The organism is Phaeacidiphilus oryzae TH49 (genome assembly GCF_000744815.1).
GTDB lineage: Bacteria > Actinomycetota > Actinomycetes > Streptomycetales > Streptomycetaceae > Phaeacidiphilus > Phaeacidiphilus oryzae.
Genome location: NZ_JQMQ01000005.1, coordinates 6528083 through 6543513, shown reverse-complemented (window position 1 = coordinate 6543513; position 15431 = coordinate 6528083). Strand labels below are relative to the sequence as shown.

At 74.5% G+C, this 15431-nt stretch carries 15 protein-coding genes and 1 pseudogene; 8 read left to right on the top strand and 8 right to left on the bottom strand.

What is annotated here, in order from left to right; genetic code table 11:
- The first annotated feature begins 58 nt into the window (after nt 1–58).
- Nucleotides 59–1492, top strand: a complete 1434-nt coding sequence (locus tag BS73_RS32830; RefSeq protein WP_051941262.1) for a cytochrome P450 — start codon at nt 59–61, stop codon at nt 1490–1492.
- Nucleotides 1489–2466 carry a terpene synthase family protein gene (locus tag BS73_RS32825; protein WP_037578003.1) on the top strand — a complete coding sequence of 326 codons (978 nt, stop codon included), beginning with the start codon at nt 1489–1491 and terminating at the stop codon, nt 2464–2466. Before BS73_RS32830 ends, BS73_RS32825 begins: the two co-directional genes overlap by 4 nt.
- A 70-nt stretch (nt 2467–2536) precedes the next feature.
- Here the strand turns inward: BS73_RS32825 and BS73_RS32820 are convergent, their stop codons facing one another.
- The 5 genes from BS73_RS32820 to BS73_RS32800 all read right to left on the bottom strand — a co-directional run bounded on the left by BS73_RS32820 (nt 2537) and on the right by BS73_RS32800 (nt 5864).
- The gene (locus tag BS73_RS32820) at nt 2537–2911 is read right to left on the bottom strand and encodes a hypothetical protein (protein ID WP_037578002.1); all 375 of its coding nucleotides are present in this window, start codon (nt 2909–2911) and stop codon (nt 2537–2539) included.
- Nucleotides 2912–2918: 7 nt separating this feature from the next.
- The gene (locus BS73_RS32815) at nt 2919–3419 is read right to left on the bottom strand and encodes a roadblock/LC7 domain-containing protein (protein WP_084704532.1); all 501 of its coding nucleotides are present in this window, start codon (nt 3417–3419) and stop codon (nt 2919–2921) included.
- Nucleotides 3420–3456: 37 nt separating this feature from the next.
- Nucleotides 3457–4356: a hypothetical protein gene (locus BS73_RS32810; protein ID WP_051941261.1), complete on the bottom strand. Its 900-nt coding sequence runs from the start codon at nt 4354–4356 to the stop codon at nt 3457–3459.
- On the bottom strand, nt 4353–4706 hold the full coding sequence (locus BS73_RS32805; protein WP_037578001.1) for a hypothetical protein: 354 nt from the start codon (nt 4704–4706) through the stop codon (nt 4353–4355). Before BS73_RS32805 ends, BS73_RS32810 begins: the two co-directional genes overlap by 4 nt.
- A gap of 177 nt (nt 4707–4883) precedes the next feature.
- Nucleotides 4884–5864 (bottom strand): helix-turn-helix transcriptional regulator, encoded by a 981-nt coding sequence (locus BS73_RS32800; RefSeq protein ID WP_037578000.1) that lies wholly within the window; start codon nt 5862–5864, stop codon nt 4884–4886.
- 129 nt (nt 5865–5993) lie between these two features.
- Here BS73_RS32800 and BS73_RS32795 point away from each other — a divergent pair, with 129 nt between their 5' ends.
- Nucleotides 5994–6530: a DinB family protein gene (locus tag BS73_RS32795; RefSeq protein WP_037577999.1), complete on the top strand. Its 537-nt coding sequence runs from the start codon at nt 5994–5996 to the stop codon at nt 6528–6530.
- 144 nt (nt 6531–6674) lie between these two features.
- The gene (pspAA, locus tag BS73_RS32790) at nt 6675–6953 is read left to right on the top strand and encodes a PspA-associated protein PspAA (RefSeq protein ID WP_037577998.1); all 279 of its coding nucleotides are present in this window, start codon (nt 6675–6677) and stop codon (nt 6951–6953) included.
- 63 nt (nt 6954–7016) lie between these two features.
- On the opposite strand, the gene BS73_RS40555 is transcribed toward pspAA, so the two are convergent.
- Complete coding sequence (locus BS73_RS40555) at nt 7017–7592, bottom strand: potassium channel family protein (RefSeq protein WP_051941260.1); 576 nt, start codon at nt 7590–7592, stop codon at nt 7017–7019.
- 329 nt (nt 7593–7921) lie between these two features.
- Here BS73_RS40555 and BS73_RS32780 point away from each other — a divergent pair, with 329 nt between their 5' ends.
- A complete protein-coding gene (locus BS73_RS32780; RefSeq protein ID WP_051941259.1) occupies nt 7922–8890 on the top strand; it encodes a dioxygenase family protein in 969 nt (322 codons plus the stop codon).
- Nucleotides 8891–9055: 165 nt separating this feature from the next.
- Nucleotides 9056–10492 (top strand): alkaline phosphatase family protein, encoded by a 1437-nt coding sequence (locus BS73_RS32775; protein WP_037577997.1) that lies wholly within the window; start codon nt 9056–9058, stop codon nt 10490–10492.
- A gap of 145 nt (nt 10493–10637) precedes the next feature.
- Here the strand turns inward: BS73_RS32775 and BS73_RS32770 are convergent, their stop codons facing one another.
- Entirely contained in the window at nt 10638–11459 is an 822-nt protein-coding gene (locus BS73_RS32770; protein WP_051941258.1) for a D-alanyl-D-alanine carboxypeptidase family protein, read from the bottom strand.
- Nucleotides 11460–11707: 248 nt separating this feature from the next.
- Here BS73_RS32770 and BS73_RS32765 point away from each other — a divergent pair, with 248 nt between their 5' ends.
- Both BS73_RS32765 and ftsH read left to right on the top strand, forming a co-directional pair.
- Complete coding sequence (locus BS73_RS32765; protein ID WP_037577996.1) at nt 11708–12139, top strand: VOC family protein; 432 nt, start codon at nt 11708–11710, stop codon at nt 12137–12139.
- A gap of 121 nt (nt 12140–12260) precedes the next feature.
- The gene (gene ftsH / locus BS73_RS32760; protein WP_051941257.1) at nt 12261–14219 is read left to right on the top strand and encodes an ATP-dependent zinc metalloprotease FtsH; all 1959 of its coding nucleotides are present in this window, start codon (nt 12261–12263) and stop codon (nt 14217–14219) included.
- A gap of 82 nt (nt 14220–14301) precedes the next feature.
- Here ftsH and BS73_RS40175 read toward each other — a convergent pair.
- A pseudogene (locus tag BS73_RS40175) lies at nt 14302–15428 on the bottom strand (LacI family DNA-binding transcriptional regulator).
- Nucleotides 15429–15431: the final 3 nt, after the last annotated feature.

Genomic DNA, 15431 nt, shown 5'->3' with positions numbered 1-15431 from the left:
CCACCAGACGCAGCCCGCGCACCGTCCGCGCCACCGGCACCAGGAAAGGTCGCCCGCCATGCCCTCCGCCCCGACCCCCGGCACGCCCTCCGCCTCCCCCACCGCCCGCGCCGTCCCGCACGCCTCCGGCGCCGGACCCGTCCTCGGCCACGTCCTGCCCTTCCTCCGCGACCGGCTGGGCTTCTTCCAGCGGGTGCGCCGGGACGGGCCGCTGGTCCAGGTGCGGTTCGGTCCCATCCCGGCCTATGTGGTCAACGGCCCGGAGCTGCTCCACGCCATGCTCACCTCCCAGGCGGACGCCTTCGACAAGGGCCGCCTGGGCGACAAACTCCGCCTCTTCGGGGAGAACACCCTGCCCATCGCCGACGGCAGGGAGCACCTCACCCGCCGCCGCCTCCTCCAGCCCGCCTTCCACCGCGCCCAGGTCGCCGGGTACGTCGAGGGGATGCGGCGGACCGCGGAGAAGGAGACCGCCGACTGGCGCGACGGCGAGACCTTCGACCTCCTCCACCGCCTCCAGCGGATGACCCAGGACGTCGTGATGGACGTCCTGTACAGCGACTCCCCGGAGCGTGAGCGGGCGGAGGAGATCCTGATCGGCGTGGACGGCATCTTCCGCGCCGCGATCCGCCGGGTCTTCACCCCCATCGCCCCCCCGAAGTGGGTGCCGACCCCCCGCAACCGGCGGATCCGCCGGGTCACCGACACCGTCCACACCCACTTCAGCCAGGTCATCGAGCGCCACCGGGCGCACCCCGACCGCTACCAGGACCTGGTCAGCCTCCTCCTGGCGGCCCGCGACGAGGAGGGCCGGCAGCTGCCCAACGAGGAGGTGCTGGCCGAGATGACGGCCTTCCTCGCGGCCGGCACCGAGACCACCGCCGTCACCCTGGGCTGGCTCTTCCACGAGCTCGCCCGGCATCCCGAGTACGAGCGGCGGCTGCACGAGGAGGTCGACACGGTGCTCGCCGGCGGACCGATCACCGCCGACCGCCTGCCCGAACTCGCCTTCACCCGGCGGCTGGTGGACGAGACCCTGCGGCTGCACCATGTGGGCTGGATCGTCACCCGGCGCACCCGGCACCCGGTCCGGCTGGGCGACTGGGAGCTCCCGGCCGGGGCCGACATCCTGTGGAGCCCGTACGCCCTCCACCGCGATCCCGCGTACTACCCGGAGCCGCTGCGCTTCGACCCGGACCGCTGGCTGCCGGAGCGCCCCCAGCCGCCGCGCGGGGCCTACGTCCCGTTCGGCGCGGGCAAGCGGATGTGCATCGGCGACCAGTTCAGCCTGGCCGAGGCGGTGGTGCTGGTGGCCGTGATCGCGGCCCGCTGGCGGCTGCGGGACACCGGGGCGGAGGTCCGCGCGGTCCCCGAGATCACCGTCCACCCGGCGCCGCTCACCATGCGTCTGGAGGCCAGGGCCCGGCGGGCGTACGGCGGTTCGCCGACGGCCGCCGAGCAGGGGCCGCAGCCGGTCCGGGAGGCCTCGTGACCGCGCCGGCCGGCCGAGCCGAGCCGGACGAGCCGGACGAGCCGGACGAGCCGGTCCTGCCCGACCTCGGCCGCACCTTCCCCGGGCCCTTTCCGAAGAGCCCGCACGCCGGGTACGCCGCCGCCGAGACCGGGCGGTGGCTGGCCCGCTTCCCGCTGCTGGAGCCGGCCGCGGCCGAGGCGCTCCGGGACATCACCTGCCGGGGCGTCGCCGTCACCTATCCGGAGGCCGACCCGGACGGACTGGCACTGGCCGCCGCGCTGTTCGTCTGGTTCGTCGCCCTGGACGACACCCACGCCGAGACGGCCGCGGCGGCCGACCCGGCGGCGTACGTGCGGCGGATCGCCGGGCTGCTTCCGGTACTCGGCGGCGGCCCGGCCGGGCCGGCGGACGATCCCTTCGGGGCGGCCCTCGCCGATCTCCTGGCCCGGCTGCGGGAGCGGGCCGGTCCTGCCCTCCGCCACCGGCTCGCCGGCGACCTGCGGGACACCCTGACCGCCACGGTGTGGGAGGCGCACGTCCTGTCCGATCCCGAATCCGTGCCGCTCGCGGAGTACCTGACGCTCCGTCGGTACACCGTGCTGGCCCCGGCCGCCGCCACCATGGCCGAGGTGCTGGCGCCGGACCCGGCCGGCGAGCGGGCCCTCGAGTCGGAGCCGGCCCGGCGGCTGCGGGAGGCCGTCTGCGACCTCGCCGGCTGGCTCAACGACCTGGCCTCCTACCGCCGCGAGCGGCGCCGGGCCGCCGAGCCGCTCAGCCTGCCGACCGTGCTGCGGAACGCCCGCCGCTGCTCCCTGCCGGAGGCCTTCGCCGAGGCCTCCCGGATGTGCGAGGAGCGGGCCGCCGAGGCCCGTGCCCTGATCGGGGAGCTCACCGCGGACCCGGCCGGGCCGCTGGCCGGCTACGCGGCCCGCCTCGGCGCCGTCGTCCACTCCTACGCCTGGCACATCGCCCACGCCCGGTACGCGGGCTGAGCGGACGGCGGGGCGGCCGCACTCCTGGAGTGCGGCCGCCCCGCCGGGGCCGAGCGGGTGCGCGACCCGTTCAGACCTCCAGGTCCGACTCGATGGTGCGGATCTGGTGCCGGGCCATCGCCAGGTTCGCCCGGCCCTTGTCCAGCGCCAGGTAGAGGAACATCCCCTTGCCGGAGCGGCTGGTGAGCGGGCGGATCAGGTGGTACTGGGTGCTGAGGGTGATCAGCATGTCCTCGATGTTCTCGGTGAGCTTGAGCATCTCGATCGTGCGCATCTTGGCGCGCACGACGTCGGTATTGCCCGCGGCCGCGACGCTCAGGTCGAGCTCCGGCCCACCCCCGAGGGTTCCGAGGGCCATTCCGCTGTTGTAGTCCACGAGGGCGACGCCGAGGGCGCCGTCGATCGCGGTCATCGCGTCCTTGAGTGCGGTTTCGATGCTGGCCATGTGGTTGTCACTGTCCTCTCTTCGAATCGTCCATTGCGGACTGTCGAAGCAGCGCCTCTGTCTGGGCCGCGATGCGCGTGCCCACTCGGCGTGCCTCGAAGTTCAGTAGCCCGAGGTTGGCGTCCGGCCCCGCGAACAGGGTCAGCACGACGAGCGCGCCCGCCGCGTAGGTGGCGATGTAGCCGCGTTCGCCCCGGGTGATCAGCTCCAGGAAGGTGCCCTGGCCGGTGGCCTCGGCGAGCCGTGCGCTGATGTTCAGCGCGGCCGCGGTGAGTTCGGCCACCCCGGCCGGTTCCAGACCGTCCGTGTCGTGGGCGAGCACCACTCCTCCGGTGGTCGCGACCAGACCGCCGGTCATCTCCGGGATCGCCGTCCGCACCGACTTCAGCTCGCTCTGCAGATTGGGGAGCGCCTCCAGCACCCCCTGGCCCGAGGCCTGCGGGGCGGCCTTCTGCCTGGTGCGGCCCGCGCCCGCCCCGCCCTCCTTGGGACGGCGTCGCCGGATCATGGGGTCAGCCTGCCCTTCTCGCATACCAGCGCCGCCTTCACAGTCGCTCTTCCAGGGCCACCCGCAGCCGCAGCAGCAGCGCGGCGGTGGGGTCGGCGAACGCGCCGGAGCCCACCGGCCCGGGCGGCGAGGGCCGCCTCGCGCCCGCCGCTCTCGCCTCGGCGGGCATGTGCGCGGTCGGGTCCGCGCGGACCGGCGCGCCGGACGCCGTGCCTCCCGGCGCGGAGCCGGAGGCCGCACCGGACGCCGTGCCGGACGCCATGCCGGGCACTGCCCCGGCCTCGGTCCCGGGCGCGTTTCCGGCTCCGATCCCGGGCGTCTCGACCAGTCCGGCCGCGGCCATCCGCCGGACGTCCAGCACGGTGCTGAACGCCGACCGGGCGAGCAGCCGGGCTATCTCCGGCGGTGTCCGGTGGCCGTCCGCGGCCTGGACGACCGCCCGCCAGGAGTCGGGGCACCGCCCCAGCCCCTCGGCGCAGGCCTCCGGCCGCGGCCGGACCGCCGACAGGTCGAGCGCGGGCCACGGCCAGATCTGCTGGAGCAGCACCCGCCGCCGGGCGATGGTGCGGTGGAACACCCGGGCCGGGAGGGACACCGCGGGCGGGACGGGCGACGGGACGCCGTCCAGGAACCGCAGTGCCCCGGTGGCGCCGGAGCAGGCGAAGAACGCCGCGTCCAGGAAGGCGGTCAGCCTCCGCAGTTCCGCGGCGGAGCCCCCGCCGGCCGGCGCGCTGTCGACCGCGAGCCGGCTCTGTGCCCCGGTGATCGCGCCGTCGATCAGGTAGAGAGTGCCGGCGTCGCCCTCCAGTGCCCCGGTGGCCCGGCGCGCGCCGAGCTCGCCGAGCTGCGCCGCGAGGTCGCCGGCCGGCGAGTCCCCCTCGGGGAGCCCGGGGCGGCGCGGCAGCAGTGCCGTGGTCCCCGTCCGCGGTTCGGTCATGGCGTGTCCACCAGCCGATCCGAGATCGCCGCGAGGCGGTGCCGGGCCAGCGCCAGATTGGCCGCCTCCCGATCGAGTACCAGGTAGAGCAGCAGTCCCCCGGTGAACGGTGCCTTGACGAACCTGATCAGGTGGTAGACGCCGGCACTGCTGACTATCACGTCCTCGGTCCGCGCGGCGTCCGAGACCCGGTCGCCGCGCGGCCGCCGCAGCAGCACCGTCCGCGCCAGATCGGAGGCGTAGGCGGCCGACGACTCGCCGGAGGCCTCCATCACGTCCCCGACCGACTCCAGGGCCAGCCCGCTCGTCCAGTCGACCAGCAGCACGCCCAGTGCGCCGACTATGCCCATGGCATCTGCGAGACAGGCCTTCACCTCTTGCACTGCCCTTACCCCCACCACTCGTTCACCCCCGCACCACAACTTCGGGGGAGGGCCGTAACCCTAACGGGCGACAACCCGTCGAGTGCCGTTTCCGCGATCCGGGGACGATCCGCGTCACTCTCTGCTAGTGGTTTCGGCGGGCAATCAACGCCCGGGTACGTTCGCCCGGCCGAAACGTTCACCCCATTCCCGTACCAGTTCGAGCAGTTCGGGGGGCTGGAGGACGGTGAACTCGGCGCCGATCGAGCCCAGCAGCATCGCGGGCCAGTCCAGCGAGTCGGCGGTCATCCGCAGCCGGCAGCGCCGGCCGGCGTCGGGGCCGTCCGACTCCTCGACGGTGCCCCACCGCCCGACCCGCTCGCCCACCCGCGCCGCCGGCGCCTCGACCAGCACCTCCACCCGGTACTGCCCCGGCAGGCCCTCGATCCGGCCGCGGACGAAGGCGGCCGCGTCCTCGGCGGGGAGGGCGCGCTGCCGGAACCGCACGCCGGTGCCGCGCTGCTCTGCGACCCGGTCGACGCGGAAGGTCCGCCAGTCCTGCCGGCCGAGGTCGTAGGCCACCAGGTACCAGCGGCGGCCGAGGCGGACCAGCCGGTGCGGCTCGACCTCGCGCTCACCGCCCCGGCCGTCGGCCGCGGTGTACGAGAAGCGCAGCCGCTCGTCGTCCCGGCAGGCCAGGGCGAGCGCGGTGAGGACGCCGGGGTCGACGTCATGGCGCACCGGCGCGCCCCACTCACCGGGCACGGTCATCGAGCGCAGCGCCTCCACCCGGCGCCGCAGCCGGGCCGGCATCACCTGCACCACCTTGGCCAGGGCGCGCAGGGACGCCTCGGCCACCCCGTCCACCGCCCCCTCGGCGGCGCCCTGGAGGCTCACCGCGAGGGCGACCGCCTCCTCGTCGTCGATCACCAGCGGCGGCAGCGCGGCACCCGCCGCCAGCTGGTAGCCGCCGTCGACGCCGCGCTGCGCCTCGACCGGATAGCCGAGTTCGCGCAGCCGCTCCACGTCCCGGCGCAGGGTGCGCGGGGACACCCCGAGCCGCTCGGCGAGCTCGGCTCCCGGCCAGTACCGATGGGTCTGCAGCAGGGACAGCAGTCGCAGGGTCCGGGTGCTGGTGTTGGCCATGTCTCCCATTCTTCCGTGCTGCCCGGTATTGCGGTCGGAAAGTGGCCGCAATCCCTTCTACCTTGGTATCAGCAGCAGGGAACGGAAGACCCCAGCACCCCGAGTGCAGAGACCCCGTGGAGGACGACCATGACCGCGACCGAGCAGCACCCCGCAGCCTCCGGTGAGCGCGCCGACCTGCTGGCGATCCTGGCCAGGCAGCGGAACTTCCTGCGGTTCGCCGTCCGCGAGCTGACGGACGATCAGGCCCGGCAGCGGACCACCGACAGCGAGCTCACCCTCGGCGGCCTGGTCAAGCACGTCAGCGCCGTCGAGCGGAACTGGGCCGAGTTCATCGTCAAGGGCCCGGCCGCGATGCCCGACTTCAACGCCATGACCGAGGCCGACTGGGAGGCCTGGGCCGACGACTTCAAGCTGCTTCCGGACGAGACGCTGTCCGGCGTCCTCGCCGGGTACGAGCAGGTCGCCCGGCAGACCGACGAGCTGGTCGCCACCCTGCCCAGCCTGGACGACGCCCAGCCGCTGCCCGAGGCCCCCTGGTTCCAGGACGCCTCCGAGTGGTCGGCCCGCCGGGTCGTCCTCCACATCATCGCGGAGACCGCCCAGCACTCCGGCCACGCGGACATCATCCGGGAGTCCCTGGACGGCCAGAAGACGATGGGCTGACCGCGACCCACCGGCGGCGCGAACCGCCGAGTACCCGGGGGGCTCCTCCGGGGAGCCGGGCCGGCTGGCAGACTGTCCTCTCGCCCCGCCCCGGCGGCGAGGGCGGAAGTGTGCCACGGCAGGGAAAACGGAGGAGCCGGCGGAGTGATCATTCGGATTCTGGGCGACGGCCAGTACGACCTTCAGGACGACCAGCTCGGTCAACTCAACGCCCACGACGACCAGTTGGCCAAGGCGATCGGCCAGGGCGACGAGGCCGGCTGCGCCGCCGCGCTGTCGGCGCTGGTGGAGGCGGTGCAGCGGTTGGGGAGGCCGGTGCCGGCGGAGCCGGTGGTGCGCTCCAAGCTCATCCTGCCCTCCCCCGCCTCACCGCTCTCCGAGGTGCGGGACCTGGTCAGCGACGACGGGCTGATCCCGGGCTGAGCCCGGCCGCCGGGCGCGGAGCAGCGCCCGGCGCAGCCCCGCCCGGGGCCTTCCGGGCGGGGCTCACCCGCTCGTTCTGCGCAGGCTCACCCTGGCCGCGCCGAGCAGCAGTTTGACGGCGACGCCGATCAGCGCCAGATCGCAGAGGATCTGGACCGCCACGATCACCCGCGCGGTCGCGCTGACCGGCGCCAAGTCCCCGAAGCCCACCGTGCCGAAGACGGTGACGGTGAAGTACATGGCGTCGATCCGGGTGAGCGGGTGGTTGAACGAACCCGCGCTGTTCCCCTCCAGAGCCGCGTAGCCGGTGGCGAAGAGCACCAGGAAGAGCGAGACCGCGCAGGCCAGCGCGCGGCAGGCGCGGAGCATCGGCAGCCGGGACCGCAGCACCCCGCGGACCTGCCAGGCCAGCACCCCCACCAGGAGCGCAAGGCAACCCGCCAGCCGCAGCCAGACCCACCCGCTCTCCCCCGCCCCGGTGTGCAGCGGCACCACGGCGTAGCCGAAGAGGAGTACCGCGATCGCCGCCGCCGTCTCGGCCGCGGTCGCGGCCACCGCCAGGGCGCGGCGCCCCGGCGGCAGATCGGTCAACCGGGCGGCGCCGCCGCCTTGGTGGCCGTCGTCCTTCGCTGTGCTCATGGAGCCCTCACCTCCCGCCGCCGGGGCAGTCGAGTGTGCCCGCGAGGGGGCGCCCACCGCCGCTCCCACGCGGAAGGGGCGGCTGAAGAGCATCCGGACGGCGCACGCCGCACGCCGGGGCCGTGGTTCCTTCCGGCCGCCGCCTCCTCCTGCGCCTCCGCCTCCGGCGGCGCGGACGCGGGACGTCTCCCAGCCTCCCACCGCGGCGCTCCGGAGTCAGTCCACCGGCCGCGGGAGGATCCTGGAGCGTCCTGACGGGACGTCACCTCCCGGCGCGGCGCCCACCGTCGGCTTCCGGGACCTCCGGGGCTCCACTACGTTAGGCGCTCATGACCACCCCCGAGCCCGCCCCCACCGCCGACGTCCCGGACCGCCAGCGCCAGGTCGAGGACGACCTGCTGAACGCCGTCCTGGCCTCCTTCCGGAACGCCCCGGACGACCGGACCCGCACCGTCCTGCGGTCCCTCGTCCGGCACCTCCACTCCTTCATCCGCGAGGTGCGGCTGACCGAGGGCGAATGGCAGCGGGCCGTCGACTTCCTCACCGCCGCCGGAGACGTCACCACCGAGAGCCGCCAGGAGTTCGTCCTCCTCTCCGACGTGCTCGGCGCCTCGATGCAGACCATCAACGTCAACCACGACGCGGGCTCGGCGGCCACCGAGGCCACCGTGGTCGGCCCGTTCTTCGTGGCGGGCTCCCCCGCGATCCCGCTCGGCGGCGACCTCTCGGCCGGGGCGCCGGGCGAGCCCTGCTGGGTGGAGGGAACGGTCACCGACACCGAGGGGAAGCCGGTGCCGGGGGCCCGCCTGGAGATCTGGGAGGCGGACGAGGAGGGCCTCTACGACGTCCAGCGGGAGGACGGCCGGCTCGCCGCCCGTGGCCACCTCTTCACCGACGACCAGGGCCGCTACCGGTTCTGGGGGCTGACCCCCACCCCGTACCCGATCCCCTACGACGGGCCGGTCGGCGAGCTCCTCGCCGCCGTCGGGCGCTCCCCGCTGCGCGCCTCCCATCTCCACTTCAAGGTGACCGCCCGCGGTCTGCGCACGCTGGTCACCCACATCTTCGTCGAGGGCGACGAACTGCTGGACCGGGACGCGGTGTTCGGCGTCAAGGAGTCCCTGGTCAAGCGGTTCACCGCGCACGCCCCCGGCTCGCCGACCCCGGACGGGCGCGAGCTGCCCGCCGGCCGCGGCTGGTCCAGCGTGCGCTTCGACATCGTGCTGGCCGCGGACCCGGGCGCGGGCGCGGGCCCAAGGCCGGACGCGGATCCGGACTCCGAACCGGACTCGGCGTGAGGCCCGGGCCGTGCCCTACCCGGCCTGGGTCCCTCAAGTCATCTACCGATAGCAGGGGTTGACTGACTGTTCACCGGGGCTCTCCAGTACCTTTCCCCTCCGCTGCGTCACTGTCATGTGCGGGACCGGTCACGGTCCACGGCTACCGGAGGAAAGGACTCCCCGATGTCCCAGTCCCGAGGCCTCACCCGGCGGCGGCTGCTCGGCGCGGCGGGTGCCGCCGGCGCCGCGGCCGGGCTCAACGCACTGCCGGCCAGCGTGCGCAAGGCGGTGGCGGCCGGAGTGCCCGCCCGCGGCTCGCTGCGCGATGTCGAGCACGTCGTGCTGCTGATGATGGAGAACCGCTCCTTCGACCACTACTTCGGCACGCTGTCCGGCGTTCGGGGCTTCGACGACCCGGCGGCGCTGCGGCTCTCCACCGGCCGCTCGGTCTTCCACCAGCCCGACAGCCAGAACCCGGACGGCTACACCCTGCCGTTCCACCTCGACACCCACACCACCAGTGCCCAGGCGATCCCGTCCACCAGCCACGCCTGGAGCGTCCAGCACCAGGCCTGGAACAACGGGAAGATGAACCAGTGGATGCCCGCGCACCGCTCTGCGGACGGCGCCAACGGCCCCTACACGATGGGCTACTACACCCGCAAGGACATCCCGTTCCAGTTCGCGCTGGCGGACGCCTTCACGGTGTGCGACCACTACCACTGCTCGGTGATGGGCCCGACCTGGCCCAACCGGCTCTACTGGCTCAGCGCCTCGATCGATCCGCACGGGCTGCACGGCGGCCCGGCGATCGACAACTCCTGGCCCACCGGCAAGCCCTTCAGCTGGACCACCTATCCCGAGCGGCTGCAGGCGGCCGGCGTGGACTGGAAGATCTACCAGGACAGCTACAGCCTCAGCCAGAACGACACCTTCGCCCAGTACCGGGACGCCAAGCCCGGCGAACCGCTGTACGACCGCGGCCAGGCGCTCACCCCCGTCGGCGCCTTCGAGGACGACGCCCGCAACGACCGGCTGCCGGCCGTCTCCTGGCTCTGCCCGGACATCAGCTGGTCCGAGCACCCGGACTACCTGCCGGCGGCCGGCGCCGACTACGTCGCCTCGAAGATCGAGGCCATCGCGGACAACCCGGACGTCTGGCGGAAGACCGTCTTCATCCTCAACTACGACGAGAACGACGGCCTCTTCGACCACGTCCCGCCGCCCACCCCGAAGCCGGGGACGCCGGACGAGTTCATCGGCGGGCAGCCGATCGGCGCCGGGTTCCGGGTGCCGTGCATCATCATCTCGCCCTGGACGGTGGGCGGCTGGGTCGCCTCCGAGCGCTTCGACCACACCTCGACACTGCAGTTCCTGGAGCGCTTCACCGGGGTCGAGGAGCCCAACATCAGCGAGTGGCGGCGGCGCACCTTCGGCGACCTCACCTCGGCCTTCCAGTGGGGCCCCGGCCGCCGCTCCGCGCCGAAGCTGCCGGACGACACCGCCGCGCAGCTCGCCGAGGCCAAGCAGGAGGTGGCGACGCTGCCGGCGCCGAAGCTGCCGGGGTCCGCGCAGACCGTGCCGCACCAGGAGCCGGGGTGGCGGCCGCATCGGCCCTGAGGCGGAGCGGGCGTCGCCGAGTGCGGCGCCGTGAACGGCAGGCCGTGCGGTTCCCCGCGTCCCCGGTCCCCCGCCTGCGGCACGGCGGACCGGGGCCCGGTGGGCCGATGGGCCGGTGGGCGGGTGGGCCGGTGGGCCTACGGCCTCAGCGTGGCTGCCGGAAGCCCCAGGCGAGGATCGCGGCCGCGTCCCGGAACCAGTGCCGGGAGTCGTCCGCGAGCAGTGCCCCGACCAGGGTGCGGCCGTGCCTCCGGGCGGCGAAGACCAGGCAGTACCCGTCGGCGGGGCCGTTGCCGGTCTTGACGCCGAGGGCGCCGGGGAAGGCGGTCAGCAGCCGGTCGGTGTTGGTCCAGGTGTAGCGGTGGCCATAGGCGCCGCGCTGGGTGCTGCGCCGGGTGGCCACGATCCTGGCGAACTCCGGGAGCCGGAGGGCGGTTTCGCCGAGCCGGGCGAGGTCGGCGGCGGTGCTGCGGTTGCCGCCCCGGGAGATTCCGTCGAAGGAGTCGTAGTGGGTGCCGGTCATGCCGAGCCGGCGCGCCTCGGCGTTCATCCGGCCGATGAAGGAGCCCACCCGGGCCGCGCGGTCGGACCCTTTGCCGAGGCCGTCGGCGAGCGCGTACGCAGCGTCGCTTCCGGAGGGCAGCAACAGCCCGTAGAGAAGCTGACGCACCGTCAACCTGTCTCCCGCCCGCAGCCCGGCGGTGCTCGCGCCGACCCGCGAGGCGTATGCCAGGTAGGCCTGACGCACCGTCAACCGGCGGTTCAGGTCCAGCCTCGGGGTCTCCAGCACGACCACCGCCGTCATGATCTTGGTGGTGCTGGCCATCGGCAGCGGGGTGGCGGCGCCGATGCCCCACAGCCGTCGCCGCGCGGTCCCGGCGGGACCGGCGTCCAGCAGATACGCATGCCGCGTGTGAAGGCCGACCGGCCCGGCGGAGGCCGCGACGGCCTGGCCGGCCGGCGCCACGAGGGGGGCGAGGGGGCGAGGAGCCCCGCGAGCGCCACGGCGGCGATTCGCAGCCGCGCCCGCCGGGCCCGTCCGGAACGATCCCGAGATTTCATGATCACTCGCTTCCCGCAGCGCGACCCGGCCGAACCCCGCCGCCCCCGGAATGCCCCCGAACGGGCGCGCGAGGGCGCCCTCGACAGGGCACGCAGCATCCTCCGGATTCCACCGGCCCCCCCGGGGCCCGGTCGCGCTGTTATGGTGCGCGCGTGTCGACATCGATCAGGCAGGTCCAGGTCACCTTCGACTGCGCGGAGCCGGAGCGGGTCGCGCGGTTCTGGTGCGAGGTGCTGGGATACGTCCTACCGCAGCCACCCGAGGGGTTCGCCACCTGGGACGACTACCAGCGCGCCCAGCCGCCCGAGGAGCGCGGCTCCTGGTTCGCCTGCACCGACCCCTCGGGGGTCGGTCCGCGGCTCTACTTCCAGCGCGTTCCCGAGGGCAAGGTCGTCAAGAACCGGGTGCACCTGGACGTGCGGGTCGGCACCGGGCTGGTGGGCGAGGAGCGGCTGGCCGCGCTGGAGGCGGAGTGCGCCCGGCTGCTCCCGCTCGGCGCGGTACGCGTGGAGCTCCTCTACGACGGCATCGACTCCTGCATCGTCATGCAGGACGTCGAGGGCAACGAGTTCTGCCTCGACTGAGACCTCCCCGGGCCCACGGGCATTTGGAGCCCATCGGCCCTACGGCCACCCCTCTCCTGCCGCCTAGCGTGGGGCGGGTGACGGTTCGTCAGAGCAGCTGCCCGAGGGGGCGGTGGCCGGAATGACCAAGCAGGCCACCCCTCCCCCACCGCATGACCGCCCCGCGCCGACCGCGCCCCCGCCGCCGCCGGCCTGGCGGCACTGGCTGTGGCCGATGGCGATCCTCCTCGCGCTGGGGCTGTGGTTCGCGCTGCCGCAGACTCGCGGCGGCGGCGCGGCGCCCACCGACCTCACGTACTCCCAGTTCCTCTCGGACGTCGACGCCGGGCGGATCAGCACGGTCAGCATCGAGGGGAGCAACGGCCGCAGTAGCGGGCGGTTCACCGACGGCAGCGACTACACCACCGTCATCCCGGTCCAGCTCGCCGGCCCGGCGCTGCTGGACCGGCTGGCCGCGAAGCATGTCGCGGTGACGGCGACCGCGCCCTCCTCCTCCCCCTCGGTCGGCGTGCAGATCCTGGACTGGGTGCTGATCCTGGGGCCGTTCCTGCTGATCATCTGGTTCTGGCGGCGGCTCTCCCGCGGGGCCTCCGGTCAGATGCAGGGGGCGCTGGGGGTGAGCAAGGCGCGGGCCCGGGTCTTCGACACCGAGCGGCCGCAGACCACCTTCGAGGACGTGGCCGGGTACGAGGGGGCGAAGGAGGAGATCGCCGAGGTGGTGGACTTCCTGCGGCATCCCGACCGCTACCGGCGGGCCGGGGCGACGGCGCCGCGCGGGGTGCTGATGGTCGGCCCGCCCGGCACCGGCAAGACCCTGCTGGCCCGGGCGGTCGCCGGGGAGGCCGAGGTGCCGTTCCTCTCGGTGGTCGGCTCCGGGTTCGTGGAGATGTTCGTCGGCGTCGGGGCGGCCCGGGTCCGCGACCTGTTCGCGGAGGCCCGCAAGCGCGCCCCGGCGATCGTCTTCGTCGACGAGGTGGACGCGCTGGGCGGGCGGCGGGCCGCGCCGGGGGCGATCGGGGGCAACGACGAGCGCGAGCAGACCCTCAACCAACTCCTCTCCGAGATGGACGGGTTCGAGCCGACCACCGGCATCGTGGTGCTGGCCGCCACCAACCGGCCCGAGGTGCTGGATCCGGCGCTGCTGCGGCCGGGCCGGTTCGACCGGCAGATCGTCATCCCGCTGCCGACGCTGGCCGAGCGCCGGGCCATCCTCACCCGGCACTGCCTGGGCAAGCGCCTCGATCTGGACGTGGACCTGGAGCGGGTGGCCCGGGCGACGCCCGGGTTCTCCGGCGCCGACCTGGCCAACCTCGCCAACGAGGCGGCCATCACCGCCGCCCGCGCGGACCGCGACACCCTCACCGCGACCGACTTCGACCAGGCCAGGGACCGCATCCTGCTCGGCCGCCGGGAGGGCTCCAACGTGCTGCTGCCGGCCGAGAAGCGGGCGGTGGCGGTGCACGAGGCCGGACACGCGCTGGTGGCCGCGCTGCAGCCGCAGGCGGACCCGGTGGCGAAGGTCACCATCCTGCCCGCCGGGCAGGCGCTCGGCGCCACCGAGCAGCTCCCGCTGGTCGAGCGGCACCTCCACGGGGAGGACTACCTCCGGCAGACGCTGTCGGTCCAGCTGGCGGGCCGGGCGGCCGAGTTGACGGCGCTCGGGCAGGGCTCCACCGGGGCCGCCAACGACCTCGCCCGGGCCACCGAGCTGGCCGGCCGGATGATCCGCGAGTTCGGCCTCTCCCCCGCGCTCGGACCGGTCGGCTACCCGCATCCGGGCCCGGCCTTCCTCCCCGGCTCCGGCGGCCTCCCCGGCGGCGCGGGGCGGCCGTACGCGGAGAGCACCCAGGCCCTGATCGACGGCGAGGTCTCCCGGCTGCTGCGGGAGGCCGAGCAGCAGGCCGTCGACCTCCTCGCCACCCATCGCGGCTCCCTCGACCGGCTGGTCGAACTCCTGCTGGAGGACGAGACGGTGGACGGCTCGGCCGTCTACGACATCCTCGGCCTGCCGCGCCCGGAGCAGGACCAGGCCCCGGGCGCGACGGTGGCCCCGCATCCGCGGGCCGCGTCGGGCGGCTGAGCCCGCCCGCTCCCGCCCGCGCGGCGGAGTGCGCCCGCTCCCGCCCGCGCGGCGGAGCCTTCCCGCGCCGAGCCTCCTCGCGCTAGCGGAGCCCCGAAGCGCCGCGGGTCAGCGTCGAGGCGCGGACGACCAGTTCGGGGTCGTAGACCACCCGTCGGTGGGTGTGCTCGCCGGGTGCGGCCAGGGACTCCTCGATGAGGAGTTCCGCGGAGGTCCGGCCGATCCGGCGGGCCGGCTGGCGGACCGAGGTGAGCGGGACCGCGGCCGCGGCCGCGAACTCGATGTCGTCGTAGCCGACGATGGCCAGCTCCTCCGGCACCCGCACCCCCGCCGCGAACATCGTCTGCAGCAGGCCCAGCGCCAGCAGGTCGTTGGCGCAGAACACCGCGGTGGGCCGCCGGTCGGGGCCGAGCCCGAGGAAGCGCTCCCCGGCGTCCCGGCCGGCGGCCACGTCCAGCCGCTCGGTGGGCAGGCCGATCAGCGCCTCCGCCGGCAGCCCGGCCCCGGCCAGCGCCTGCCGGGCCCCGTCCAGCCGGTTGCGGACCTGATGCAGGGTCAGCGGCCCGCCGACGAAGCCGATCCGGGTGTGCCCGGTGTCGAGGAGGTGGCGGGCCGCCAGCCGGCCGCCGAGGACGTCGTCGACCGAGACCGAGCAGCCCTCGTCCGTCCCGGCCCCCGGTCCACCCACACCACCGGGATCCCGCTGCCGCGCAGCACGCCGACGTCGGTACCACCGACCCCACCGCCCGCACCACCGGCACCGCGACCGCCGCCGCGACCGCCACCACCACCGCCACCACCGCCGTTGCCGCCACCGTCCACCGGGCTGAGCAGCACGCCGAGCACCTGCTGCTGGGCGCAGTACCGCAGGTACTCCCGCTCGCGCTCACGGTTCTGGCCGCTGTTGCAGACCATCACCACGAGTCCGGCCTCGCGGCCGGCCCGTTCCGCACCGTGGGCGATGTCGGCGAAGAACGGGTTGCCCATGTCCAGCACCAGCAGCGCCATCACCCGGCTGCGCCCGGCCCGCAGCTGCCGGGCCGACTCACTGCGGACGTAGCCGAGTTCGGCGATCACTGCCTCGACCCGCCGCCGGGTCTCCGCGGAGACCCGCTGCGGTCTGTTGATCACGTTCGAGACGGTGCCGACCGAGACCCCGGCCCGCCGGGCGACGTCCTTGATACCCACCGCACGCGCGCTTCGCACCAGCCG

What these genes read in the sequence shown, in the direction of transcription:
- BS73_RS32800 (WP_037578000.1), bottom strand. Translation starts at nt 5,864, where the DNA reads ATGGCCAACACCAGCACCCGGACCCTGCGACTGCTGTCCCTGCTGCAG.
- BS73_RS32810 (WP_051941261.1), bottom strand. Translation starts at nt 4,356, where the DNA reads ATGACCGAACCGCGGACGGGGACCACGGCACTGCTGCCGCGCCGCCCC.
- BS73_RS32780 (WP_051941259.1), top strand. Translation starts at nt 7,922, where the DNA reads ATGACCACCCCCGAGCCCGCCCCCACCGCCGACGTCCCGGACCGCCAG.
- BS73_RS32795 (WP_037577999.1), top strand. Translation starts at nt 5,994, where the DNA reads ATGACCGCGACCGAGCAGCACCCCGCAGCCTCCGGTGAGCGCGCCGAC.
- BS73_RS32815 (WP_084704532.1), bottom strand. Translation starts at nt 3,419, where the DNA reads ATGATCCGGCGACGCCGTCCCAAGGAGGGCGGGGCGGGCGCGGGCCGC.
- BS73_RS40555 (WP_051941260.1), bottom strand. Translation starts at nt 7,592, where the DNA reads ATGAGCACAGCGAAGGACGACGGCCACCAAGGCGGCGGCGCCGCCCGG.
- ftsH (WP_051941257.1), top strand. Translation starts at nt 12,261, where the DNA reads ATGACCAAGCAGGCCACCCCTCCCCCACCGCATGACCGCCCCGCGCCG.
- BS73_RS32805 (WP_037578001.1), bottom strand. Translation starts at nt 4,706, where the DNA reads ATGGGCATAGTCGGCGCACTGGGCGTGCTGCTGGTCGACTGGACGAGC.
- BS73_RS32820 (WP_037578002.1), bottom strand. Translation starts at nt 2,911, where the DNA reads ATGGCCAGCATCGAAACCGCACTCAAGGACGCGATGACCGCGATCGAC.
- BS73_RS32775 (WP_037577997.1), top strand. Translation starts at nt 9,056, where the DNA reads ATGTCCCAGTCCCGAGGCCTCACCCGGCGGCGGCTGCTCGGCGCGGCG.
- BS73_RS32830 (WP_051941262.1), top strand. Translation starts at nt 59, where the DNA reads ATGCCCTCCGCCCCGACCCCCGGCACGCCCTCCGCCTCCCCCACCGCC.